This window comes from Nitrosomonas sp. (assembly GCF_021731985.1).
In the GTDB taxonomy this organism is placed as follows: Bacteria; Pseudomonadota; Gammaproteobacteria; order Burkholderiales; family Nitrosomonadaceae; genus Nitrosomonas.
This window is the reverse complement of sequence record NZ_JAKFWH010000043.1, coordinates 1-25,324: the sequence shown is the minus strand read 5'-3', so window position 1 is coordinate 25,324 and position 25,324 is coordinate 1. Positions and strand designations below refer to the sequence as shown.

The window sequence follows — 25,324 nt, the reverse complement described above, 5'->3', positions numbered from 1 at the left end:
GTCCCACAGCAATCACCATGCTTGAAGGCTCATTCCTATCACACTTGGTAGAACTACGTACCAGAATGATACGTATTCTGGGCGGACTCATGCTGGGCTTTCTTCCCTGTGCCTTTTTCGCGCGAGAACTCTACACCTTGTTGGCGCAACCGCTGCTGGAGAAACTACCGCAAGGCGGCCAGATGATCGCCACGGATGTCGCGACACCTTTCTTTGTACCGATGCAAGTCGCCATGATGATGGCTTTCGTCATTACATTACCGCACACTTTTTATCAAATGTGGGCTTTTGTCGCACCAGGACTCTATTCTCATGAAAAACGTATGGCGCTGCCTTTGGTCATTGGCAGCAGCTTTCTGTTCTTTTGCGGTATGGCATTTGCCTACTTTGCAGCGTTGCCATTGGTATTTGAGTTCATTACTTATTTTGCGCCGGAAGGCGTCGCTGTAATGACAGACATCAGCAAATACCTGAGCTTTGTTTTATCCATGTTCCTCGCATTTGGTATCACTTTTGAAGTACCGGTATTTGTTATCATATTAGTCAGAACAGGCGTAATCACTATTGAGAAGCTAAAGGAAATCCGCCCCTATGTAATTGTCGGCGCATTCGTCATTGCTGCCATCATTACACCACCCGATGTCGTTTCGCAATTTATGCTGGCAGTACCTTTGTGCCTGCTTTATGAGTTGGGTATATTCATCGCTGCTTTTATGATAAAGAAACAGGATCAAGAAACTCAATCTGATGCGTCAACACCTACCCAAACAGATCCTTCAGAACAGAAAGATATTCCTACAAAAACAGACTGACCGATTTGATACCTGTCCCCAACAAGGATAGATAGAAATCGTTATAATGCAACCAACCCGATCCTTCTTACTCTAAAAAACAACCCATTTATGGATGTCTATCTTCGAGGAGATCAGCGATGTCAAATAGCCTTCATGTTATTGATTTAACAAAATTAGCTGTTGTATCTGCCAGTATTTTCAGTCTGTTTGCTGTCGATATCGCGTTCGCACAATCGCCGAATGCAGATCATCGTAATCAGCCACCTTCAAATTCACAGAACCTGACTCCTCAGCCCGCACCCGAAAGCCCGCCGGATCTCGGCAGACCGCCAAGATCCATTCATCGCGTTGGCACCGCCATTAGCACGCCGCGAAACAGCATCAGTATTAAGAGCACAGATGCTGGAACTATCCCCAGGCAACCGCCTACATCAGGATGCATCAATTGCGGCATTGTTGATTTCGTTAATAAAATGGGGCAAGGGAATAACCTGAATGCAATCGCAAGCGGCATCGTCGCTGGAACAGTCGCCAGGGAAATCATCCGCCCACATGGCACCAATCAACCAGACACGACGGGCGGCGCGCCTGGCAATCACGGCGGCAATATGGCTAATTCAGGCAATCCGTATCAAATCGGCATCACTATGAGCGATGGCAGGCAAGCAATCATCGCACTGCCTGATGCGGCCAGCTTCCAGCAAGGCGATAGAGTTAAGCTGATCGATGGCGTGCTGGTCCTTGATCGCTAATGAAGGTTATCATCCAGAGAACTGCCTGTATGTTTTATAAACTTCACCCTGCACAGCCCATGATGCCGCCATTTGCAAATGCTTCATTCATTGAAAAACACAATTGAATTCTTCAATCCTCAAGAAAATTGAACTTCCGATTGAAGGGATGACATGTGCTGCCTGCGCGGCACGTATCGAAAAGAATCTAAACAAGCTCGCCGGTGTGCATGCGGTTGTCAACTTCGCCAATGAAAAAGCGCATGTCAATTATGATGAAAGCCAAATTAAAATGGATGCGTTGATTAGTGCCATAGAAAAATCCGGTTTTCATATTGCTCCGCAATCTGTGCAACTGCAATTGCACAAAATGACTTGCGCGGCCTGTGCCGGACATATCGAGAAAGCGCTGAATAAATTGCCCGGTGTCACAGCCACTGTGAATGTTGCAACCGAAACAGCCAAAGTGAATTTCATACCAGGTTTGGTAACGGTCGACAACTTGATCAATGCCGTGATTAATGCAGGGTATGATGCTAGCGAGATCAGTGAATCCAGCCACACCGAAGAAAAAGCACGGCGCCTGGCAGCCTATCAGGCGGAATTACGTTTGTTCTGGATTTCCTCTGCTCTCACTTTGCCGCTGGTGTTGCAAATGGGCGCCATGTTCTCAGGACATGATATGGACATGCTACCGCGATGGTTGCAATGGCTATTGGCAACCCCGGTGCAATTCTGGATTGGGTGGCGTTTCTATATTGGCGGCTGGCACTCCCTGCGTGGCGGCGGAGCCAATATGGATGTACTCGTTGCATTAGGCACCAGCATGGCCTATTTCTTCAGCGTCATAGTTACAGCATTTGCATTGAATCAGCATGTCTATTTTGAAGCCAGTGCAGCGATTATTACCCTCGTTTTGCTGGGCAAATTGATGGAGGCGCGCGCCAAAGGAAAAACTTCTGAGGCCATTGAAGCGCTGATCAGATTGCAACCTAAAACAGCCCGTATCGAACGTAATGGAGAAATTCTCGAGGTACCAGCAAGCAGCCTGCAAGTCAACGATATTTTCATCGTACGTCCGGGTGAAAATCTGCCTGTTGATGGCGTTGTCATGGAAGGATCATCCAGCATTAACGAATCCATGCTAACCGGCGAAAGCTTGCCCGTCAGCAAACAAGCGGGTGCAAAAGTCTTTGCCGCCACGCTGAATCAACAAGGTCTGCTCAAATGCCGTGCAACCAGTGTCGGAGCACACACCCAACTGGCTGCCATCATTCATTTAGTCGAAGAAGCACAAGGTTCCAAGGCACCCATCCAACGCCTGGCGGATACAATTTCTGGAATATTCGTCCCCATTGTCGTGGCGATCAGCGTCCTGACCCTGGGAATTAACTGGTGGCTCACCCATGACTTTGTTTCCGCGCTGATCAATGCTGTCGCCGTGCTGGTCATCGCTTGCCCTTGCGCACTGGGACTCGCCACACCTACCGCAATTATGGTTGGCACAGGACGCGGTGCGCAGGTTGGTGTACTGGTCAAGAATGCGGCGGCACTGGAAAATGCCGAGAAGATTCAAACCATCGTTGTCGACAAGACTGGCACCCTCACCGAAGGCAGACCGGAAGTCACCGACATTGTCCCAATTGCATCGATCAACACGCAGGACTTTTTGCAAATCGCAGCTTCCCTGGAACAAGGATCGGAACACCCGCTGGCCCGGGCGGTTCTGGACAGTGCACAGAAAATGCAATTACCCCTTCAATCCATTAATAATTTCTCAGCTATCACCGGCAGTGGCATCACGGCTCGCATAAATGGTACCCAATACCTGCTTGGCTCACCCAAATTTCTCAGGCAACAAGGCGCCACCGTGGATGAAAAGCAAATCACCGCTCTGCAGGCAGAAGGGAAAACGGTCATCGGCATTGCCTCCACTGCTAATAACGTTTCTCAAATCCTTGGTTATCTGGCCATTGCAGACCGCTTACGAGACACTTCTCTGAGAGCCATTGAACGCTTGCAATCGATGGGCATTGAAGTGGTAATGCTAACTGGCGACAATGCCGTAACCGCTGCTGCCATTGCCAAACGTACCGGCATTACGCAATATCGCGCTGAAGTTTTACCACAAGATAAAGCCGCAGAAGTCATGAAGCTGAAAGCTGATGGCAAGTTTACCGCCATGGTCGGTGATGGCATCAATGACGCACCAGCCTTGGCAGCAGCAGATGTCAGTTTTGCTATTGGCGCCGGTTCTGATGTCGCCATTGAAGCCGCTGATATCACCTTGATACGCAACGATCTAATGAGTGTTGCCGATGCCATTTCTCTCTCGCGCGCCACACTCCGAAAAATACGTCAGAATTTATTCTTTGCCTTTGTCTATAATACGCTCGGTATTCCATTGGCCGCTATCGGCATGCTCAACCCAGTGATTGCCGGCGCGGCTATGGCCATGAGTTCAGTATCGGTTGTTAGCAATTCACTGCTATTGAAACGTTGGAAAACGAATCATTAGAAAATTATTTAAAGGAAATAGCCATTATCATGCAAACCACCACCATCAAAATAAAGGGCATGACCTGCATGGGTTGCGTCAATAGCATCAAAACCGTCCTAAAGAATCTGCCCGGTGTAATCCAAACGGAAGTTACTCTCGACCCCGCCCAAGCGATTGTTCAGTACGACCCCACTAATACCAGTATTTCCCTACTTAAAGAATCTATTCTTGATGCAGGGTTCGAAGTGATTGATTAGAAAAATACTATTCAGCATTCCATGTCATCCCGATTAGTTCTATTCAGAATCATCGCTGCAAGGAGAAAAACATAATCGACACAAGAGATTCCACAACAAGTTGACACTCTTTATGCTCGTTTTGAACAGAAAGGCTAAATTGTATGAGCTTTATTGTAGAACGCAATGATGTTTGAGTGAGAATTGCACATCAATATTCTGTGATGTGCCTTTAGATGAAAAACGCCCATCTAGCGGATAAGGAATATCCGCTAGATGGGCGTTTATGGTTTTTGTTTTTGGAAACATTTGACTGACTCTGCCCTGTCTACCACTTGCACTTGCAGTGATTGGAAAAGTTCTGATAGCGCTAAAAAACCAATTGCCAGCAAAACTTAAACCACTAAGGACATCAATAAAATTTTTTCAGTCTAGAAAACGCCGTAAATAACTGCTCCAATAACGATAAAAGCAGCTGTTGAAATGAAGAACAATCTTAGAACTTGTGCATCTGTTTCTCTTCTATTGATTTCGCCCATAACTAATCTCCTTGTTTAAGGTATTTCTTTGATTAAGAATTAAAGTCGACAAATAATCGACCCCCCCCTGCTTACACGATCACAAAATTTTTGTGGTCATGAAACTTTATCTCCGCTCCTAAGATTCACTATTACAGTGATCCTTGATTGATGGAACCGAGTACTTCATTCGCAATCATCTCGCATCGCTTGATTACTGCAGTGACAAATTCTAACTCACATTTAACAACAATGAAAGTATTGAAATTAAGCATCTCCCCTATTTATTGTAAAAATCCACTCAATCCGGCAGCATTTTTTCAAACAAACCCCCAGCCTGCCTTACTTATGGCCTTTTCAAAGTCATATCCATCCATTGATTTTAGAATTCTAATGGATTCAAATTACACTCATAATGCTAAAGACTTCACGTAGCCCGTTAGTTCCAGATAGCCACGCCCAGCAGGCTGATTGTCTCTAATCAGTGTCACTGCCCCTTCCCAGTAAACCGCTCCGGTAGATTGGCGTGAATCGAGTTCCTGATCATCCAGCAATGGCGTAAGCTGCCATTCAATCTCACCGGTACGAATATGCATCTCGACAGGATAAACCGCATCGGTATGCGGCGACTTCCAGGTGCGCGTAGGTGTAAATTCCACTTGTTCCGGATTAAAAAATTTAACCTCGCCTGATACATCGCGCAATGCGGCATAGGCCCAAACTTTACCACCATTCTTTTTACGTATTTGAAAAACCATCAAGGATGACCCGTCATCCAGATTGGCACCGACCCAATCCCAACCGTCAGCCTCCGGATCCAGATAAGCAGTCGACCATTCGTGATCAAGCCAAGCACGGCCGTTGACAGTAACCGGCTTATTTTGACGAAAAACCGTGCCGGTTACACTTAAATGCGGTTCGCTATAGTAATAACTTGCTTGCTCTGGCTTCGGTCCTTTGCGGGAAAAACCGTTTTGATCTTGCAGCATCAGCATTTGTGTCGGAGTCAAGGATAATTGCAAACCAAAATCACCGGTTCGCATATCCACCTGATAACGTCCATCCTCCTCACGCACCAGGGTCCAATCATCCAGCTTCACATCGGTATTGCCTGGTCTGGCATAAGCCAGATCAAAACCTTCACGCGCAGATTTCTCAGTATGCATCAGCTTGCCCGCGGCAGGATCGGATAATGCCAGATGCGCGATAATTAAATATTTCGCTGCAAAGCGGCTTGGATTGTCCTGATTCTGGTCAGTCGCATAACGAAAAAAGGTAACCTGAAAGCCCAGTGGTTTCTTATCTGCCGTCTCCAACCAGCCGGTGATATACCACCATTCAATTCGAAAATCCTGATGCGCACCGTAATCATGTGGAAAAGTTAGCTTATAGTCGGGCACGACCGGCAACAACCGGGAAGATTCAGCGATCGTCTCCGCAGCAACCAAGCTTAGAATCAGCATAATCATGCTGACAAAACGCAAGAAATAACGCCTACCGGTATTTTTACTCTCCGCCATCACCAATCCTCCCGCACCGCACGTATCACATTACCGGATACGACCTGCCTCCCGGCCAGCAGTGCCGTCAGCGCCGCTGAAACCAACATAATCCCGGCGATCATCGTCAACCAACCCCATGGCAGATGCAATTGCATGGTCCAATGGAAGGATTGCGGATTGACAATAAAAACCAGAATTAGACTGATACCCCACCCCAATACAAAACCCAACACAATTCCAAGCAGCGTTAACAAACCACCTTCCGCAGCCAGCATCGCAAAAATTTGCCGCCGCATGACACCAATATGGCGCAACATACCGAATTCTTTCGCACGCGCCAATGTTTGCGCCGAGAAACTGGCCGCCACGCCCAATAATCCGATCACGACTGCCACCATTTCCAATATATAAGTCACCGCAAAACTGCGATCAAATATTTCCAAGCTTAATGCGCGCATATCACTCGACCGGGAGATCTCCAGTGCTGCACCGAATGGCAATTGCCGCAAATTTGCAATAGCTGCATCCGGCGTCATCCCAGTCTGTAACCACAAAGCGACCGTATTAACACTCAAATCCCCAGTTAATCTCTGATAATCCGCCAGTTGCATCTGTACCGCGCCAAATTGACGGCCATAATCACGCCACACACCGGCAACCAGAAACTCACTGAATGTTGCGCCGATCGGCAATGTCACTTTTTCTCCTACCCGGTAACCATATAAATCAACCATCGCTTCCGACACCCAGACCGGCATTACATTTCCGGGCAGCGCTCCCGGCGCAATCCTATCATCCGTCAGCGGCAGTGTATTCCGCGCATCGGTTCTATCGACAGGCCTAGCAAACAAGGTGATTTCCGGCCGGTTCGCGTCGAGTGATAGTTGCTGCGTACGGAAAAAATCCACACGATCAAAACCGGGTAGCTCGGCTATCGCCTTTTGCGTGTCGAGTTGGAAACCGCCTTGATCACCGCTTGCCGCAGCGCGCACATATAAATCGGCCGGTAACACATGCCCCAGCCAGTCATCGATCGATACGCGGAAACTCGTCACCATAATCGCCATTGCCACCATCAGACTAAAACTGGCCAGTATCCCCCCCAGCGCGATAGCAGCCTGGTTAGGCGCATTTGCCAGGCGCGCCAGCACCAGTGTAAAAACAGCGCTTAACCGGTAACGCTGCAATTGGCTCAATAGCCTCGAAAAAACCCATGCCGCAAAACGCGGCATCAACGCAATACCACCGATCAACAGTAGTGCAATGGCCAGATAGCCGAAAACCGGCAGCCCAAAAATGGGCGGTAGCTGTGTGAACAGCAGGGCAACCAGTAAACAAATCACAGCAAACCAAGGCGGTGAGAATTTTGCCATGGCCACATCCTCACTGCCGGACCGCAAAGCCAGCGCCGGCTTAGCACGCGCTGCCTCTAATGCCGGTGCGATACTTCCTAGCATTGTCACAATGAGCCCAACCAGAAAGAATATCAATGCAGCCATTGGATCAAAATAAATGCTGGGCTTAACACCCGGAAAAAAGTTAGTACCCAAATCTCCGCCCAGCAACTGAATCGCTGTGGCTGCAATGGCATACCCTAGGCCCAATCCCAGCAGCGAGCCGATCACCCCGAGGATCGCCCCTTCGGTGATAATTTGCCGCAATAGCTGTTGCCGTGTAAAACCCAGGACGCGCAACAGCGCAAATTGCTGGCGCCTCCGAATGACTGAGAGTACCTGCGTGGAAAACACCAGAAACGTGCCGGTAAACAGCGCCACCAGCGCCAGCATGTTCAAGTTGACCCGGTATGCACGCGACATATTGGCAATCCGCTTTTCCTGATCGATTGCCTCAGTCACCCGATACGATTCGCCCAGTTGCTCAGCCAACTTGACTTTAAACGCTGCATGATTGACAACATTCTTTAGCTTCAACTCGATCCGTGACAATAAACCGAGCTGCTGGAAGCGCCACTGCGCCACACCAATATCCATCACCGCAATGCGTTGCCCTGCCCGCGCCCGCACCAAACCGCCTGCCACGCGCAAGGTAATGGTTTGCAAGCCCACATGCAGGGATAGCGAATCGCCTTGTTCAACTTGCAACCATTCCATCGCGGCTGGCGACAGAAAAATAGCATCGCTTGCTAGCCGATCCAGCGTTTTTCCTTCCTCAGTCAATCCCAGTAAATCCGGCGAAATCTGCACCGCCCGAAACATATCAATCCCGATGATTTTCAGTTTGTGATCGTTTCTGTTTTGCAGTTTACCCGGCACCACCACATCCAATTCCAAAACCGGATTCGCTAACGCCACACCTTCGGTGTTGGCCAACAACGGATAAAGCGACTCATCAAAAAACGCTTTCCGGCCATATACCTGTAAATCCGATTGTCCGGAAAGGCTCTTGCTCGCCGCAGAAAATTCATTGAACGCCGCCGTATTGATCAAATGGATTGAAAACGCCATAGCGACACCAATGGCAATGGCAACGAGTGCCACGATCATTTGCACAAAATGCGCACGCCATTCACCGAATAGCAGCCAGCGGGATAACGATGCCGAATTCATTCGCTGTGCTCTGATTTCACCGGATGCAAGCCATCCTTGGTTAAATTCAACACAAAGTCCGCCGTTGCGGCCGCTGCATGCGAATGCGTCACGAGAATACCCGTAGCGCCATTGGTTTTTATTTCCGTGCGCATCAACTGGAGAATCTCGTGCGCCGTATCCGGGTCGAGATTACCCGTCGGCTCGTCCGCCAGCACCAATTTAGGCCGGTGTATCAGTGCCCGCGCAATCGCAACACGCTGCAACTCACCGCCGGATAACTGACGCGGAAAATGATGCCCGCGATCGCGCAACCCCACATCAGCCAGCATCTGTTCCACACGATCCGTTGGCACGCCATTCAACAATAAAGGCAAAGCAATATTCTGCGATAAGGTCAGATGCGGCAATACATGGAATGCTTGAAAGATGAAACCAAACTGCTCGCGCCGCAATTGTGTAGCGGCATCATCATCCAACGATGAAATCGCCATGCCATTAATGCGGATCTCGCCCGAATCCGGCGTATCCAGCCCGGCAATCAGATTCAACAGCGTCGATTTGCCCACACCCGAATCGCCCATGATGGCCACATACTCACCTGCTTTCAGGGTATACGTTAAATGGGTCAACACCTTCCGCCCTTCGGCGTAGGCCTTATTCACATTAATTAGTTCAAGCATCTGCACTGACACCGCTGGATGTGGGACTACTTTCTAAATTCATGGAAACATACCTCTATGACCCGGATAAACTGTAGAAAAAATAAAACCGTACTTTAACAAACACGCCGATTTATGCTTAAATGTACCACGTAACAAAAATTAATTTTAAGCACTTGTAAAAATACAGGAGAAATATTATGGCAAAAGCCAGTGCACGTCACATTTTGGTAAAAACCGAAGAACAATGTAACAACCTGAAAGCAGAAATTGAAAATGGCGCAGAATTCGGTCAATTGGCACAACAACACTCGTTATGCCCATCCGGCAAACAAGGCGGCGACTTGGGCGAATTTGGCCGCGGACAAATGGTTAAAGAATTTGATACGGTCGTTTTCAGTGCACCAGTGGGTGAAGTGCAAGGACCGGTTAAAACGCAGTTTGGGTATCATTTGCTGGAAGTGACTAAGCGGAGCGAATGATCATCTAGTGCTCTGACCGTAGGATACTTTACTGAATTGAATCACAATTTTGCTTTCTTTCGATAATTTAAAACAAAAATGCTGATATACGAAATGATTAACGGTGAATACAGCAACGGGGCTTTTGCTTGCGTGTTTTTTGATAATTCCGGATTCGCAACAAAAATATTTTTTAAAAAGAAAGATATATCTCGGGAAGATATTGAGAAAGTATTTCAATATGAAGTTGATGCTCATGAAATAGCAGCAAAAAATGAAAATATCAAGAAATATGTACCAGAATTCTTTGGAACAATTCAGTGCAATCAGAAGAAAATAATAGATTCCTGTAATAAAGATATATCGGACCGGTTCCATCTTGATCTAGCTTATAAAATGAAGAAAATTGATGCAGTTTCCGAAGAAAAAGGCCTTAATGATAAGAGGCTAATAGAACTATTTACGCAAGCAGGAATTGAATATGTTAAAGATTGCTCTGTATTAATTGATAAGGATACGAACACTTTCGTAATAGACTTTGCTACTAAAGAGCACGAAATTATTCATAAAGATTTATGGGCTGATTCACATTCCAGATAAATTTTGTTTGAAATACTTTCTCATTTTAATTGGTCAATTTCTCTTCTAAAAACCAACCACTTCTGTCAATCCAATTTATTTATCAGTCTCGAATCATTGAAAAAATGCAAACACAAAACCGAGCAAGACAAATCCTGATCCACGGCCTGGCTTTAGTATTAGTCGGCATCATCTGGGGACTGGTGATGCCGCATACGCCCTTCCCTCGGCTGGCACTGAGCGCGCACATTCAAGCTGTGCTGAACGGTATGCTGTTCACGTTGATGGCGGTGCTGCTTCTTACGCTGCCGCATAAGGTCAGCGCGCGCTCGGCTTTAGTCATGCTCTGATTGCCGCTTGCTTGACGTGGCTCACCGTCGTTTCCGAAATCGCCAATGCCTGGTGGGGTACTGCGGAATCGCTGGCAATCGCGGCGCAGCAGACCGGTGCAAGCGGCGCTGCTGCGTGGCAGGAGCAGTTTGTAAAACTGACGCATATCCCGGCCATTATCGGGCTAATCGTCGCCTGGATACTGCTCATTGCCAGATTTGTGAAGAAACCCGATTCTCAAGATTAATCCATCCAGTTTATAGCAATCACAGCAGCGCCCGCTATCCGGCGGGATTCATTAATGACAGATTTCCCTAAGAACACGCAAACCCGCTGGCAGAGCATCAAAAAAGCAGCGCAATTTATCGCCCCTTACCAGCGCCAGGTCGCCTACAGCTTACTGGCTCTGTTATTTACTGCGACGATTACGTTATCCATCGGACAAGGTATCCGCTTGCTCATTGATCAAGGATTTGCGACACAATCCAAAGAACTGTTGAGTCAATATGTGGTGATCTTTTTACTGCTGGTGATAGCCCTGGCTGTGGGTACTTTTACCCGTTACTACTGGGTCACCTGGCTGGGCGAGCGGGTGATTGCCGATATTCGCAGCAAAGTATTCAATCATCTGATTCATCTGCACCCGGGGTTTTTTGAGGAAAACCGCAGCCTCGAAATCCAATCGCGCCTGACCGCCGATATGACGTTACTGCAAACCGTGATCGGGTCATCCGTATCGTTCGCGTTACGTAATCTGATCATGATGATAGGCGGCATTATCTGGTTATTTATCACCAATGCGAAACTGGCCGCACTGGTCACAATTTGCGTGCCGCTGGTGGTGGTGCCGATATTGATTTATGGCCGCCGCGTGCGGCATTTGTCGCGCCAAAGCCAGGATAAAATCGCTGCGGTCGGCGCTTATGTCGGTGAAGTGCTTGGCCAGATCAAAACAGTTCAAGCCTACAATCATCAATCCATTGATCAACGCAAATTTTATGACCAAGTAGAAGAAGCCTTTGCCGTCGCAAAACAGCGCGCCACGCAACGCGCTTTACTGATCGCCATCGTCATCCTGCTGGTGCTGGGTGCCGTGGGATTCATGCTATGGGTGGGCGGCATTGATGTGATCGAAGGCCGTATCAGTGCAGGCGAATTGGCTGCTTTTGTATTCTATAGCGTCATCGTTGGTTCGGCCGTTGCCTCTATTTCGGAAGTGATTGGTGAGTTACAACGTGCCGCCGGAGCTGCCGAGCGGACGATAGAATTATTACAAGCGCCGAATCTGATTCAATCGCCTGATAAACCCAGTCCATTGCCGAAAGTATCTGGAAATATCGACATCGAGCAATTGTGCTTTGCCTACCCTTCGCGTCCCGATGTGCTTGCTATCGATCATTTGACGCTGACTATCCGGGCGGGAGAAACGCTGGCCTTGGTAGGCCCTTCGGGTGCGGGAAAATCTACGTTGTTTGATTTGTTGCTGCGCTTCTTTGACAATCAATCCGGCAGTATCAAATTGGAAGGTATTGATATCCGGAACCTGGATATTTTTGTCTTACGCCGGTGCTTTGCACTGGTCGCACAAAACCCGGCTTTATTTTATGGCACCATCAGCGACAATCTGCGCTATGCCCGACCCGATGCCAGTGATGCGGAAGTGGAAGCTGCGGCCGATGCAGCCTACGCGCACGATTTTATCAGCAAATTGCCGCAAGGCTATCAAACACAGTTGGGAGATTCCGGATTGGGACTGTCGGGCGGGCAAAAGCAACGGCTGGCCATTGCACGCGCCATATTGGCTGACGCACCGATACTTTTATTAGATGAAGCCACCAGCGCGCTGGATGCGCAAAGTGAGTTTTGGGTGCAGCAAGCGCTGCAACGATTGATGCGCAACCGCACTACACTGGTTATTGCTCATCGTTTGGCAACCGTGCAATCCGCCGATCGGATTGCCGTGCTCGATCATGGCCGACTGGACGCATTGGGGACGCATACCGAATTGTTGCAATCAAGCGAGTTGTATGCACGGCTGGCTGCACTGCAATTACAACCGCAATAAGCACCCTTACGCTGATTGGTCGGTTACTTGGTGGTTAAGCCCGGCACCTGCCGATTGAATCACGCGTGATAATGTATTGCGTGCGGCGCGCATCCCCGTCCCCATTTGCATAAGTGTAGTTAAATGGACAGAGCGTTTTAGTATCAATGCCGTCAGACGAATGGGATTTACCGCGCCATCCGGATAGACGGCGCCGAAAAGTGCTTCCGGGGGTGAGAATTGAAGCGGATCGATGATGGCGCGTACTGCGATAAACGGAATGCCAGCCGCCGCCGCTACTGCTGCAATCGCAGCGCTTTCCATATCCACCGCACAGGCACCCGTTGCTTGCGCCAAATCCAGTTTTGCTTTGGTACCTGTCAATGGCACATCACTGTTCGCTAAGATACCATTCTGTACAGTAATCTCTGCCGGGAGCAGATTTTGTAATCGGTCACGCCAGGCTATGTTTACAGGCAACTGAGCATCCATATGTATCGCATCCGGCAAAACCAAATCGCCCGGCTTCAAATCGGGACTCAATGCTCCGGCAACACCGAAACTCACCAATGCCGATACGCCATGCTGATGCAATCCTTCAGCCGCTATCCGAGCGGCCTGAGCACCCATACCGCTGAGCCACAAAACTGCCAGGTCATCAACCGGCATGATTGTATTGAACGGAACACGCGCGGAAGACACGCAACTGGCCTCAGCCCGTAAGGCTGTCACCAGCCCGGTTATAGGCACGCAGCCACTGTTCTGGTCAACGCACGGTAACGTGCCAGTGCCCATAATGGGAAGAATTTTGAATATCCGTGATAGCGTAGATAGAAAACGCGCGGAAAGCCGGGCGCCGTGAACCAAGGTTCTTCCCACAAATGATCACTCGATTGATTGCGCAACAAGTAATTAATGCCTCTGCGTACCGATTCGCTGTTTACCTCACCGGCCGCCATCAAACCCAGCACAGCCCAAGCGGTTTGAAACGCGGTACTGGTTTCTGGAAACTTACCAGCAAGCTGGGTATCCAGATAAGAGTCGTTGGTTTCACCCCAACCGCCATCCGCTCTTTGTACGGATTCTAACCACTGCACGGCACGGCGCACCGATTTATGTTGCATATCAAACTGAACCAAACGGAATGCTTCCAGAACAGACCATGTACCATAAATATAATTAGTACCCCAGCGCCCGAACCAAGCACCGTTGGACTCCTGTTCCCGCAACAAATAGCTGATACCGCGCAGCACAGCATGTTGGTGATGCGATTTACCATATTTTCCAAGAAAACCAACACAACGCGCTGTCACATCGCTGGTCGGCGGATCGATCAACGCGCCGTGATCGGCAAAAGGAATCTCATTCAGATAGTGGTAAGTATTGTCGATGTTAAAGGCTGCAAAACCGCCATTGCGCGACTGCATGCCACACAGCCAGTTGGCTGCGCGTTCCAAAGGCTTCTGATAACGCTCTGCATCGCCCTGGTCCATTGCCCAGGCAACCGCAGCGGTATCATCAAGGTCAGGATAATGCGGATTCGCATATTGAAAAGCCCAACCGCCGCCTGGCAAATCCGGACAATTATCGCGCCAGTCACCCGGCTCATCCAGAATCTGTTGTTCCACCAGCCAATCCAGCGCCTGCAGCACCGGTTTCTGATCCGTCGTTGGATCTTCCTGCAACGCCAGACTTGTTAACACGGTGTCCCAGACCGGCGAGGTACAAGGCTGGCACCAAACGCGTTCCCCTTCATCGACCAGCAATCCGCGCAATGCATTGCGGCACTGCACGCGATTGGGATGATCATACGCATAGCCCAGTAATGCCAATGATTCATGCGCATTGACCATAGCTGGAAAAATTGCACCGATGCCACATTCTCCGTTCAAACGTTCAAGGGTCCAATTTTCTGCACGGCGTATGGCGTATTGACGTATTGATTGGGGAAGTCTGGGTTCCACGCGCGACAATACGCGCTCAGTCAACATAAAAAAGCGTTTTAGCAGCGTTCCCGCCTTTGGGAAATAATTCTTTTCTTCTTCCGGTGGAATGATAAACAGCTCACGAATGTGCACTTGTCGCGGATTAACAGCACGCGCCTTCATCGTACACAGAATGGACAAAGGCACCATCACGGTCCGTGACCAGTAAGAAACTTTACTCAGATGAAAAGGAAACCAGCGCGGCAACAGAACAAGTTCTGCCGGAACAACGGGTACACCACGCCAAGGAATCTGGTCATACATTGCCAGCAACAAACGGGTAAAAACATTCGCTTTGGCTGCGCCGCCGCGTTCCAAAATAGCTTCCCGTGCGCGCACCATATGCGCTGCATCGGGAGAATCGCCCACCAGTTTCAGGGCATAATACGCTTTAATGGTGCAACTGATATCAAAAGCCCCGCCATAATACAGCGGCCAGCCACCATGGCTAAGATCCTGCTTATCACGGATGAAACGCGCTATTCTGGTTTCTAATAAAACATCCACTTCATCCATGAAATGCATCATCAAAATATACTCTGCAGGGATCGTGCAATCCGCTTCCAACGGGAAACACCAATGCCCATCCGCATTTTGTAAAGACAACATGGCCGCGCGAGCTTGGGAAAATTTAATTTCCAGCTCACTGGTATTGATTGCTTCCTGATTCAGGTTTGATGCTGTCTTCGAAAAAGCTGTCTCATCTTCAAGAGTAGAATCACCTTGTTGCTGCGATATATTAGATATTCTTTGAAACCCGTCCATATTCCTAAGCGCCCTGTCTGTTACAAATATCCCAATAGATTTAATGCCTATTATCAATTCTGCTTGGCTGAAATGGATTTTTCACATAAGATTTCTTCCTGTAAATATCTAACAAACTCGTTTAAATCACCTGGCTATCAAGCCTCATTAATCATAATTTCTTTTCTTTTTTTATTTTTGTTTTTTCTAATTCTTTTTCAAACGGATTATCTTGAAAAGGATCATAGTAAAGATCTAATGGCAGTTTACCATCATGAATCAGAAATTCACGTTGCTGCAGCGATGCTTCACGTACAAACAAGTAGGGATCCAGCGCGGCTTCATCGCGAATACGCATTGGACCGGATAAACGAGCGCGTTTGTCGATAGCACCCAGGATAGTTAAAGGAGCAGCGAATGTTGTACCTACCGCAAGACCAGCGTAAAAAAGTACATTAGTCAAAAGACCCACCGGAATATTGGTTACATCACGCTCACTACTGGGACCTAAAAGCGGAATAAACAAATAAGAACCCGTATTCACACCCCATACGCCTAATGTTTGCCCAAAATCTTCATCATGCTTTTTTAGCCCCATGTGGGTGGCCATATCAAAAAAGCCAAACATTCCGACCGTTGAGTTCACAAAAAAACGCAGTGTGTCTTCAGCGCCCTGCTTGACTTTGCCTTGTAAGAAAGAATTCAGCACAACATTAGGATAAGACAGATTATCGTAAAAATTCCCAATAGACCGCTGGGCGTCGTTGGGCACATAGTCAATGTAGGCATTCACAACAGGCTCAAACAACAAACGATCAACGCGATCAGTAAAATTATAAGAAGCTCTGTTCACATTCTCAAGCGGATCAACCGGATCTAAATGCTGATCACTATTCTTTGCCGTTGTTGCACAACCTTGGAAAATTGTGATGCACAAAGATAATACAATAATAATTAGATGGTTATGATTTACTATTGAACTTATATTTCTCAAGATTCCGATCTTCTCACTCATTTGCTTATAAAACAATCAGCCTTCAAACTTTCTTCAGCAATGCAGACGTCGTATTATCAACCCGCTACTCAGTAGCCATTCCATTTGATCAATAAGTGTCCGAACACCCAAGCAGACTGGCACATTATTTTTAATAACCTTTGAGCGGCAGTCAGAAACACTTTAATATTTGTTCCACACTCGCTTCTACCAGACTGTTCTTACGTGCATTTCCGGTCAAAATTAATTCAGCCGCAGTATACACTACTCCTTCAATATGATGCTTCGTTATCCCTGCAAAATAACCCGGATTCCTTCATATTTGACGTGATTAAAGCCACCTTTCCGATGGCCTTAATATGGACTAACCAACAAATAACAGAATCTTTGAATTCTTATAAGCGACATATGAATCACCACAGATCCAGAATTATTTAGACTTGAGGCTATGCACACAACACGTGACTAACACAATGACCTATCCTGCAAACAATTCAACTTTCTCGCTCTCCATGCACAATTTCTATTAATTTTAAAGCTTGCAATTCCATTTCAATAACAAAATCGTCGACTTTTGCACGAAAATGGCGATAAAAAATCATGCTGGGAATCGCCACGAGTATGCCAAATGCTGAGTTATACAAGGCGACAGAAATTCCATATGCTAGCTGCGCCGGGTTGCTTCCGGTAGGCGAATTCGAACCGAAGATTTCTATCATACCGACCAAAGTACCAAACAAACCCATCAAAGGACTCAACGCAGCAATAGTCCCCAACGTAGTCAGATAGCGGCTCAGATCATGCGCAACCACACGACCAGATTCTTCAATCGACTCTTTCATGATTTCACGCGAGCTTTTCACATTTTTAAGCCCGGCAGCAAGAATTCTTCCCAATGGAGAATGTTTCTGCAAATGCGCAAGCATCTCCGGATTGACGCCACCGCGTTTATATTCACTGAGTACTTTAGGCAATAATTCTTTAGGTGAAATAACACTTAAACGCAATGTCCACATCCGTTCCCCAATAATGCCTAAGGCAACTACTGAAGCGAAAATGATTGGCCAGATCGGCCAGCCGGCCGCTTGAATTAAAGATAACACGTGATAGTCTCCTCACTCACTGTAGATCCAGGTATTATTCTGTGGCGTACTATACTACCTGATTTGCTTATTTTATAACTAAGTAACCAATTCGGCACGAATGAATCTTGATCGTGCATTTTCAGCCAGGAAAAATGGCTGATTTTTTATCCACAATTTCTGTGGATAAGTTTGTGAATAGGTAACAAGTTTAAGAATTAAGTTATCAAACCTAAACAGCTTTTCCAGATTGACTGTTTTTTAATCTAAAACAAATACATTAATAAACATTAACTTAATTTACACTTCCTGACCAAAACGGTCTCTAGAATTACATTAATCACGCTGTTTCAGCAAACTATGTGGATTATTACACAATATCAAAATGAGTCTGTTTCCAATCTCAAGTCTTCTCCATAAAGTGCTTACGGTAAGCGAATTAAACAGCAACACCAAGCAATTTCTGGAACAGAACATACCTTTACTGTGGGTTAAAGGTGAAATTTCAAATTTAAAGTGTTATCAGTCGGGCCATTGGTATTTTTCCCTAAAAGACGCCAGTGCACAAATACGCTGCGTCCTATTCAGCCACAAGAATCAATACATGGATTGGCAACCAAAAGATGGTATGCAAGTCGAAGTGCTGGCGCTCGTTACACTGTATGAGCCGCGCGGCGATTTTCAGTTGAACATTGAAACCATGCGCCGTGCCGGCTCAGGTGAGTTATTTGAGGCATTTGAAAAACTTAAATCCAAATTGGAAAAAGCCGGACTATTCAGCCCCGCAAATAAAAAACCGTTACCCGCATTCCCCAAACAAATCGGCATCATCACATCGCCGGATACTGCCGCATTACGTGACGTATTATCGACATTACAACGCCGCATGCCGGCATTGCCGATCATCATCTACCCCACTCTGGTGCAGGGAAAGGCAGCCGCCAATACTATTGCAGATGCCATTAAAATTGCGTGCCGGCGAGCGGAATGTGATGTATTGATACTCTGCCGGGGTGGTGGCAGCATTGAGGATCTATGGGCATTCAACGAAGAAATTGTAGCGCTTGCGATTGCTGCCAGCTCCATACCGATCATCAGTGGCATCGGCCATGAAACAGACTTCACCATTGCAGACTTTGTCGCCGACATCCGCGCGCCCACGCCGACCGGAGCTGCTGAACTGTCCAGCAAGGATCACAAGGAATTAAGCCGCCACCTAAAAACCTTGCACCAGCGCATGTATCGCATCACTTTGCATCATATTGAATACGCAATGCAGAAAATGGATATCCTGACTCATCGTTTAGTTCATCCAGGCGACCGGATCAAACAGCAACACATGCATTTGCAACATTTGCAGAATCGATTCATCAAGACTTGGACACATCAGATCGAAAAACAACACTGGAAATTACTCGAGTTCAATCAACGGCTAGCAGCCGCAAGTCCAGGTATTGTTCGACTGGAGGTGCAGCAAAAAGAATTCGCCGCACGTTTCCGCTACACATTTTCCCGCTATTTCGAAACACTGTCAGTCAACCTGCAGCATTTACAAACACAGTTATCACACCTAAATCCGCAATCGGTTCTGGAACGCGGCTACAGCATCTCCTATACCCTGCAAAACACCGTAATCCGTGACAGCAAACAAATTCATTCCGGCGATAGAATTCAGGTAAAATTCGCGCACGGAATGTGTGAAGCTGATGTCAGAAAAACAAAAGATTCTTGATAAAAGCACAGGGATCTTATATTAATTCCACTTTATTTAATAAGGACATAGATTGTCGATGCCAAAAACTTTTCTGATTCTGGGCGCCATAAATGCCTTTTTATGCATCGCACTGGGTGCCTTTGGTGCACACGGCCTGAAACAAACACTATCAGAAAGTATGCTGGCAGTGTATCAAACAGGAATTCAATATCATTTTTATCATGCTTTCGGGATTCTCATCATTGGCTTGTTATTGCTGCATTTTCCCAAGTCCCGCTTAATCCCGATATCCGGCTGGTTGATGATGGCCGGGATTATTTTATTCAGTTTCAGCCTTTACACATTAAGCCTGACCGGAATGCGCGCACTGGGCATGATCACACCATTCGGTGGCGTTTCGTTTCTCAGTGCATGGGCTTTGCTTGTCTATGCCATCTGGAAAGAAAAATAAGAGCGACTCGTTGTTAGCGCGCAACTTTATCATCTGCAGCTTTTAACCAGGCTGCAGATGTGTCCTATTCAGTTATAAAAGCACCCAAAAACACATCACCTTTATCGCAAATACTTCAAGAACCAGTTGGCTGCAAGCTGTGCAGCCTGCTCTAATGTACCCGGTTCTTCAAATAAATGTGTCGCGCCAGGTACGAGCATTAGTTCTTTCTCGCATTTCATCAAAGCATAGGCTTGCTCGTTCAGCTCAATCACACCGTAATCCGCACCACCCACGATAAGCAGCACCGGTGCAATCACTTGGCTCAGCGCGACTTCTCCAGCCAGATCAGGGCGTCCGCCGCGCGATACCACGGCAGCAATCTCGCTCCCCATTTCTGCTGCGGCCTGTAATGCAGCGGCTGCACCGGTACTGGCACCAAAATAACCGATACGCAAAGCCTTTGCTTCCGGATTAGCCTGCAGCCAAGCTGTGGCGGCAAGCAGGCGGCGCGTCAGCAAGTCGATATCGAAACGCATCGCATAATCTTGATCTTCGGCGCGTGTCAGCAGATCGAATAACAGCGTACCGATGCCTTGTTGCTGCAGCACATTGGCAACAAAAGTATTGCGAGGACTGAAACGGCTGCTGCCGCTGCCATGAGCAAACAGTACGACACCCGATGCAGCGGACGGCAATATAAGTTCGCCACTGAGTTCAACGGAACCGGCTGGAATTTTTACGGTATTCATACTGTCGCTCCGATCCTGACCGGGATACGCTGCCTGCCGAATTGGCCGGAAAATTGTCCAAAACGACCTGCAATCGCAGCATTACAGCTTTCACAACGTCCATCCTGCGTCAGGTGATACTGTTTGATTTCGTACCAGTCGCGCACGATTACAGCATTTCCGCATGCCGGACAATACGTCGTATCGCCTTCAAGGTTATGCACATTGCCGGTGTACACATACTGCAATCCCGCATCCAGCGCGATCTTACGTGCCTGAATCAATGTTTTGGCCGGTGTAGACGGTATATCATTCAGTTTGTAATCGGGATGAAAGGCACTGAAATGCAGCGGCACATCGGTACCCAGTTCTTTCACGATCCAATCGCTCATCGCGCTAATTTCCTGACTCGAATCATTAAGGCCTGGAATCAATAACGTAGTCAACTCAAGCCACACATCGGTTTCATGTTTGAGATATTTCAATGTATCCAACACAGGCTGCAGGTGCGATCCGGTTTGCTTGACATAAAACTCATCGGTAAATGCCTTGAGATCAACATTGGCGGCATCCATCTTGGCAAAAAAGTCACGCCGCGGTTGCGCGTGAATATAACCCGCCGTCACGGCCACAGTCTTGATGTCTCTGGCATGACAGGCATCCGCCACGTCCATCGCATACTCGGCAAAAATTACCGGATCGTTGTAAGTGAACGCAACACTCTTGCAACCCTGTTTTTCCGCACTGCGCGCAACAGCTTCGGGACTGGCTTGATCCAGTAGCTTGTCAAAGCTACGCGATTTGGAAATATCCCAATTCTGGCAAAATTTGCAAGCAAGGTTACAACCCGCAGTGCCAAATGACAAAACACTGCTGCCGGGATAAAACTGGTTTAAGGGCTTTTTCTCGATGGGATCGATACAAAAACCGGATGAACGCCCGTAAGTCGTCAATACCATCGCATCGCCGACGCGCCCCCGGACAAAACAAGCGCCACGCTGCCCTTCATGCAATTTGCAATCGCGCGGACACAAATCACATTGGATCCGGCCATCGCCAAGCTGATGCCAATATTTCGCTGGATATCGCTCAGCGGCACTAATCGGCTCATCCATTGGCATATTCCTTGGAATAATCCGTCTCACGCCATTTACTCACGGTATAGAGGGATAACTTAACATCTTCAGCCCAAAAATCCTCAGACAATCTGGCCTTGGATTTTAACCGAGCAAGAAACTGCCGCGGTTGCGGAAAACTTTCCCATACCTGGGGTAAGAATGTGCTGCGATAAGGCCCATACTCGAACACAACCCCGTCAATATCCGGACGCAATTGCGCCAAAGCATCGGCCTCACTAGTAAAACCTAGCGGTTGCAACTCGGAGAGTAGTGATACTTCCAAGCTGACTGTACCCAACTCATCCGCCGCCAAAGGCGAAAAACGGGGATCGTACAAAGCGGCCGACACGGCATTATTGCTCACATCTTCAATCAATGGATCGCAAGCTTGCAGCGAACCGATACAACCCCGCAATTCACCCCATTGCGTCAAGGTGACAAACGTTGCTCCCGGCTCGGATAGCCACGGCATATTTTCATCAACTTCTGCTGCAGGTGCACTGGATACACGTAAAGCACGGGAAATGGCCGTACGTGCAATTTGTAACAGTATTTTTCCTTGCTCATTTTTCTCAACTAACATGCGCTTATCTCCCATTAGTTAAATGCAATCGCCGCATAACCGACCACTTGGTCGCGTGAACCTGCAGTATCTCCGGAGTTTCTCAGATCTAGCAAATGTGGTGTTAGATGATGCTGTTGAGCGGCGAGGATCAAGCCGTTAATAGCCGTACTCCCACACGCCTGATCATGGTCAATCGGCTGCCGTAACTTCACTATGGACTGAACCGTTTTACGGTCTACATGCTGTGCCGTCGCATACGGAAAATAGTGCGAAAGATCCGAACTGATCACAATCAAGGTTTCTTCCCCACCCCACAACTGTTCCAGCACTTCCGCCACTCCTTCTGCCGATGTCATGCCAACCGCCAGCGGCAGCAAGGTAAAATCGCTCAAAACCTTTTGTAGGAATGGCAATTGCACCTCCAGGGAATGTTCCAGGATAAGCGCTTCCTTACTGATGGTCACTTGGGGTAAATGGGCAATCGCGTTGATTAAATCGGTATCCAATTTCACGCTGCCCAACGGCGTGTCAAAAACATCCACTCCCGGCAAAGCCAGACCCTGCACAGCGACACGATGCGCAGGGCCGAGCAATACGACGCGCCGGATTGCTGCTGCAACAGAATGCAGGCTGGCATACGCTGTCGCAGCGATTGCACCGGAATACACGTAACCCGCATGCGGAACAATCAATGCTTTGGGTTTGAAATCATGAAATTCCGCCTTCGCAAGCAAGTGCTGAACATCCTGTTCAAGCTGCCGTGCATCAGCGGAGTAAAACAAACCTGCCACCGCAGGCGAACGAATCGTAGTCATAGTCCTTTCTTCTCCAGAAGTCTTATTTATATAGGTATAAGACTCAAAATCAAGAAAAAGATTGCAACTGTCTGGTCAATTCACATTCAACGTTCCGATGGAATCCATCCACTATTTAGAATCTTAATTGCATGGCTCTGATGACGCAAGCATAGCCCATAGCGAACCAACGCTGCTTCAAAATCTGGAAAGTTTAACAAGGACATACCCGGCTTTTCCCATAGATCTTGCAGAAGGATCAACGTCAACTGATCATCATTATGACAATCATGTGGAAGAAATCCCAGCGCCTGAGCTGCTTGAAAAGCCAATTGCGCAAGCGGTGGCTTTGCCTTATTCCAGCGGCCGCGCAATTCTCGTAGAAAAATCTGTATCGTTACCGGGCCCATCCCTTTGCCAAGGTTCATGACACGTTGCGCGAGATCATCCGAATCCAAAGCGACGGCGTGCAGATGGTTTAAATTCCCGGCATAACGATCCAGCAAGGCTTGGCTGACTGTAAGCATTTTGGTCGCTGTTTTGTGATCATAACGCGCATAGCCGCCTTCATCGAGTAGAGTATAACCAATCCATCCCAACCCGTACGGACAATACTCTCCGGCGTCAGCGGTGCGTTACGATCAAGTACTTGCCAGGGTATGCGTGGCGATCTTTTCTGAAATAGGCGCGCCATATAATAGGGCAGCAAGCAACCACTTGTAGATTTCCGCTGCATCCAGGTCATCCAGTTGAATGCCCAGTTGCTTCGAATATCGTCCACCAAACTTAGACACCAGCGATAGCGCATCCCGTGGTTTGTCCTGTGGATCAGGAAATGGACGAAGTGTTCTTGCATCGATTAAATCACACATCGATCATTTTGCAGTTGGGCTAAATGATATGAAAGTAATACTTCCGGTCACCACCCATCCCGGTAAGTATTCAACAGATTGGTTGCATTATTGGTAAACCGGGTGATGCTATGACGGTCAATTCTTAGATCTTCCAGGTCCACCTTACGTTCAGGCGAAATTTCTTTGGTACTAAAATTAAATTGAATCAGTGGTGTTACATGATGAGAATCTAAATAAAATTTTCCGGTATTATCGGTATTAGAAACCGGATCATGAACATCGGCAATCACATAAATTAATTCTTGAATCTCTTCGTTTGGTAATGTAATCGAATAAGTATCAAAAAAATGATCCGGAACAGGTGAAGAATTAAATGCAAATGTTTCCAGTCCCAAAACTGCGCCAATAGCCTGCGCCAATCCACCTCCTAAAGAATGACCAGTCACAGTAATTTTAATGCCGGGATACCGGCTGACTACGCCTTGGGCAAATCTAAACGCATCTTTAAATTGATCACTAACAGTCCCAATTCCTATGGCGGCATCTGCTATCGCATCTCGAGCAGTATCTTCCAATTCCTTAAATGAGCAAGGAAAATCGCAAGTTTCAGTACCACGAAATGCCAGCGCTAATTCATTGGTATCGCGGTTTTTATAGACACCGGCATCCATTCCGGAACTTTTCCCGTTGGATTCTATTAACTCCCAAGAATCAACCGTAACATTATCAAAGTCATATATTGCATCAGCAAGTTTCGCATAGGAAATAGACCGCCCCAGCAAATCAACCGCACGCCGCTCCTGGGGAAGTAACATGCCATAAGGTTTCCATGTGGTATTAGGGACATACCCGGGATTGTTGTACAGCGCAACAGTTTTCAGTTCAAACACCGAAACCGCATCATCGGTATCCGCATCGGAATCCGTCACCCAGGCCAGGCTAACGGTATAGCGTTCGGTACCATAAAGCTTCGGCACATCGACCTTGGGTAAAGTCAGCACGCCATTGAGAAATGAGAAGGTAGGACTATCCGCCGCGGAAGCATCGTCAAACTCCACAGTTAACAATTTAAACTGGTTCGGACTATCCGCTCCCAGCCATTGTAATGATGCTTTGTATAACTGATCACCCGATGAATCGGTCACAATGATTTTTTGCAGACAGACGAGACTATTCGCTTCCAGAAAAGTGGCCGGTGCAGTCAAATCCGTACACTCATCCGGCAATGCCTGCACCATTGGCGCAACAACCATCAGAATAGAAAAACTGATTATTCTGATTAACAGGCCGTTGAAAAACCCACCGAGTCGGGTAAAATTTGATTGAACCCACTCATTTCATAAATCATGCGCGGAATAGAACACTCGCAACAACAGCTTTTTAGCTATGTCAATCTGGAAGAACGGATCC

25 protein-coding genes are annotated in these 25,324 nt (G+C 47.6%); 11 read left to right on the top strand and 14 right to left on the bottom strand.

The features are described 5' to 3' along the window. Positions 1 to 17 precede the first annotated feature (17 nt). The 4 genes from tatC (at position 18) to QZ942_RS05570 (ending at position 4,282) form a co-directional block, all read left to right on the top strand. Positions 18 to 812 carry a twin-arginine translocase subunit TatC gene (tatC, locus tag QZ942_RS05585; RefSeq protein ID WP_292993703.1) on the top strand — a complete coding sequence of 265 codons (795 nt, stop codon included), beginning with the start codon at positions 18 to 20 and terminating at the stop codon, positions 810 to 812. 119 nt (positions 813 to 931) lie between these two features. After that, positions 932 to 1,546, top strand: coding sequence for a hypothetical protein (locus QZ942_RS05580; protein ID WP_292993702.1), 615 nt, complete (start codon positions 932 to 934; stop codon positions 1,544 to 1,546). A gap of 103 nt (positions 1,547 to 1,649) precedes the next feature. Continuing rightward, complete coding sequence (locus QZ942_RS05575) at positions 1,650 to 4,043, top strand: heavy metal translocating P-type ATPase (RefSeq protein ID WP_292993701.1); 2,394 nt, start codon at positions 1,650 to 1,652, stop codon at positions 4,041 to 4,043. Between the two features lie 29 nt (positions 4,044 to 4,072). Then, the gene (locus QZ942_RS05570; protein WP_292993700.1) at positions 4,073 to 4,282 is read left to right on the top strand and encodes a heavy-metal-associated domain-containing protein; all 210 of its coding nucleotides are present in this window, start codon (positions 4,073 to 4,075) and stop codon (positions 4,280 to 4,282) included. 907 nt (positions 4,283 to 5,189) lie between these two features. On the opposite strand, the gene QZ942_RS05565 is transcribed toward QZ942_RS05570, so the two are convergent. From QZ942_RS05565 to QZ942_RS05555, 3 genes are read right to left on the bottom strand one after another with little or no spacing between them, the layout of a single operon-like run. Beyond that, the gene (locus tag QZ942_RS05565; RefSeq protein WP_292993699.1) at positions 5,190 to 6,299 is read right to left on the bottom strand and encodes a carotenoid 1,2-hydratase; all 1,110 of its coding nucleotides are present in this window, start codon (positions 6,297 to 6,299) and stop codon (positions 5,190 to 5,192) included. Continuing rightward, positions 6,299 to 8,848 carry an FtsX-like permease family protein gene (locus QZ942_RS05560; protein ID WP_292993698.1) on the bottom strand — a complete coding sequence of 850 codons (2,550 nt, stop codon included), beginning with the start codon at positions 8,846 to 8,848 and terminating at the stop codon, positions 6,299 to 6,301. The genes QZ942_RS05565 and QZ942_RS05560 overlap by 1 nt, the downstream gene beginning before the upstream one ends. Further along, a complete protein-coding gene (locus QZ942_RS05555; RefSeq protein ID WP_292993697.1) occupies positions 8,845 to 9,510 on the bottom strand; it encodes an ABC transporter ATP-binding protein in 666 nt (221 codons plus the stop codon). The genes QZ942_RS05560 and QZ942_RS05555 overlap by 4 nt, the downstream gene beginning before the upstream one ends. A gap of 179 nt (positions 9,511 to 9,689) precedes the next feature. Between QZ942_RS05555 and QZ942_RS05550 the strand changes: the two genes are divergently transcribed. From QZ942_RS05550 to QZ942_RS05530, 5 genes are all read left to right on the top strand, one after another. Next, entirely contained in the window at positions 9,690 to 9,971 is a 282-nt protein-coding gene (locus QZ942_RS05550; protein WP_292993696.1) for a peptidylprolyl isomerase, read from the top strand. 78 nt (positions 9,972 to 10,049) lie between these two features. Beyond that, positions 10,050 to 10,550, top strand: coding sequence for a hypothetical protein (locus tag QZ942_RS05545; protein ID WP_292993695.1), 501 nt, complete (start codon positions 10,050 to 10,052; stop codon positions 10,548 to 10,550). Between the two features lie 104 nt (positions 10,551 to 10,654). Next, complete coding sequence (locus QZ942_RS05540) at positions 10,655 to 10,879, top strand: hypothetical protein (protein ID WP_292993694.1); 225 nt, start codon at positions 10,655 to 10,657, stop codon at positions 10,877 to 10,879. Positions 10,880 to 10,890: 11 nt separating this feature from the next. Next, on the top strand, positions 10,891 to 11,106 hold the full coding sequence (locus QZ942_RS05535; RefSeq protein WP_292993693.1) for a hypothetical protein: 216 nt from the start codon (positions 10,891 to 10,893) through the stop codon (positions 11,104 to 11,106). Positions 11,107 to 11,160: 54 nt separating this feature from the next. Next, on the top strand, positions 11,161 to 12,924 hold the full coding sequence (locus QZ942_RS05530) for an ABC transporter transmembrane domain-containing protein (RefSeq protein WP_292993692.1): 1,764 nt from the start codon (positions 11,161 to 11,163) through the stop codon (positions 12,922 to 12,924). 6 nt (positions 12,925 to 12,930) lie between these two features. On the opposite strand, the gene QZ942_RS05525 is transcribed toward QZ942_RS05530, so the two are convergent. From QZ942_RS05525 to QZ942_RS05510, 4 genes are all read right to left on the bottom strand, one after another. After that, positions 12,931 to 13,653, bottom strand: coding sequence for a phosphorylase (locus tag QZ942_RS05525; protein ID WP_292993691.1), 723 nt, complete (start codon positions 13,651 to 13,653; stop codon positions 12,931 to 12,933). Beyond that, positions 13,644 to 15,653 (bottom strand): squalene--hopene cyclase, encoded by a 2,010-nt coding sequence (gene shc, locus QZ942_RS05520; RefSeq protein ID WP_292993690.1) that lies wholly within the window; start codon positions 15,651 to 15,653, stop codon positions 13,644 to 13,646. Before shc ends, QZ942_RS05525 begins: the two co-directional genes overlap by 10 nt. Positions 15,654 to 15,804: 151 nt before the next feature. Beyond that, positions 15,805 to 16,662, bottom strand: coding sequence for a VacJ family lipoprotein (locus QZ942_RS05515; protein WP_292993689.1), 858 nt, complete (start codon positions 16,660 to 16,662; stop codon positions 15,805 to 15,807). Positions 16,663 to 17,120: 458 nt separating this feature from the next. Then, the gene (locus tag QZ942_RS05510) at positions 17,121 to 17,729 is read right to left on the bottom strand and encodes a MotA/TolQ/ExbB proton channel family protein (protein ID WP_292993688.1); all 609 of its coding nucleotides are present in this window, start codon (positions 17,727 to 17,729) and stop codon (positions 17,121 to 17,123) included. Positions 17,730 to 18,093: 364 nt separating this feature from the next. Here QZ942_RS05510 and xseA point away from each other — a divergent pair, with 364 nt between their 5' ends. Both xseA and QZ942_RS05500 read left to right on the top strand, forming a co-directional pair. After that, on the top strand, positions 18,094 to 19,440 hold the full coding sequence (gene xseA / locus QZ942_RS05505) for an exodeoxyribonuclease VII large subunit (protein ID WP_292993687.1): 1,347 nt from the start codon (positions 18,094 to 18,096) through the stop codon (positions 19,438 to 19,440). Positions 19,441 to 19,498: 58 nt separating this feature from the next. Next, on the top strand, positions 19,499 to 19,873 hold the full coding sequence (locus QZ942_RS05500; RefSeq protein WP_292993686.1) for a DUF423 domain-containing protein: 375 nt from the start codon (positions 19,499 to 19,501) through the stop codon (positions 19,871 to 19,873). 101 nt (positions 19,874 to 19,974) lie between these two features. Here QZ942_RS05500 and QZ942_RS05495 read toward each other — a convergent pair whose 3' ends face one another. The 7 genes from QZ942_RS05495 to QZ942_RS05465 form a co-directional block, all read right to left on the bottom strand. Then, entirely contained in the window at positions 19,975 to 20,604 is a 630-nt protein-coding gene (locus tag QZ942_RS05495; RefSeq protein ID WP_292993685.1) for a dienelactone hydrolase family protein, read from the bottom strand. Further along, the gene (amrS, locus tag QZ942_RS05490; RefSeq protein ID WP_292993684.1) at positions 20,601 to 21,698 is read right to left on the bottom strand and encodes an AmmeMemoRadiSam system radical SAM enzyme; all 1,098 of its coding nucleotides are present in this window, start codon (positions 21,696 to 21,698) and stop codon (positions 20,601 to 20,603) included. Before amrS ends, QZ942_RS05495 begins: the two co-directional genes overlap by 4 nt. After that, on the bottom strand, positions 21,691 to 22,284 hold the full coding sequence (gene amrA, locus QZ942_RS05485) for an AmmeMemoRadiSam system protein A (RefSeq protein ID WP_292993683.1): 594 nt from the start codon (positions 22,282 to 22,284) through the stop codon (positions 21,691 to 21,693). The genes amrS and amrA overlap by 8 nt, the downstream gene beginning before the upstream one ends. Before the next feature lie 14 nt (positions 22,285 to 22,298). Further along, positions 22,299 to 23,081 (bottom strand): AmmeMemoRadiSam system protein B, encoded by a 783-nt coding sequence (amrB, locus tag QZ942_RS05480; RefSeq protein WP_292993682.1) that lies wholly within the window; start codon positions 23,079 to 23,081, stop codon positions 22,299 to 22,301. Between the two features lie 86 nt (positions 23,082 to 23,167). Continuing rightward, positions 23,168 to 23,659 (bottom strand): hypothetical protein, encoded by a 492-nt coding sequence (locus tag QZ942_RS05475; protein WP_292993681.1) that lies wholly within the window; start codon positions 23,657 to 23,659, stop codon positions 23,168 to 23,170. A gap of 42 nt (positions 23,660 to 23,701) precedes the next feature. Continuing rightward, on the bottom strand, positions 23,702 to 23,932 hold the full coding sequence (locus QZ942_RS05470) for a hypothetical protein (RefSeq protein WP_292993680.1): 231 nt from the start codon (positions 23,930 to 23,932) through the stop codon (positions 23,702 to 23,704). Between the two features lie 47 nt (positions 23,933 to 23,979). Then, entirely contained in the window at positions 23,980 to 25,167 is a 1,188-nt protein-coding gene (locus QZ942_RS05465) for a lipase (protein WP_292993679.1), read from the bottom strand. Between the last annotated feature and the right edge of the window lie 157 nt (positions 25,168 to 25,324).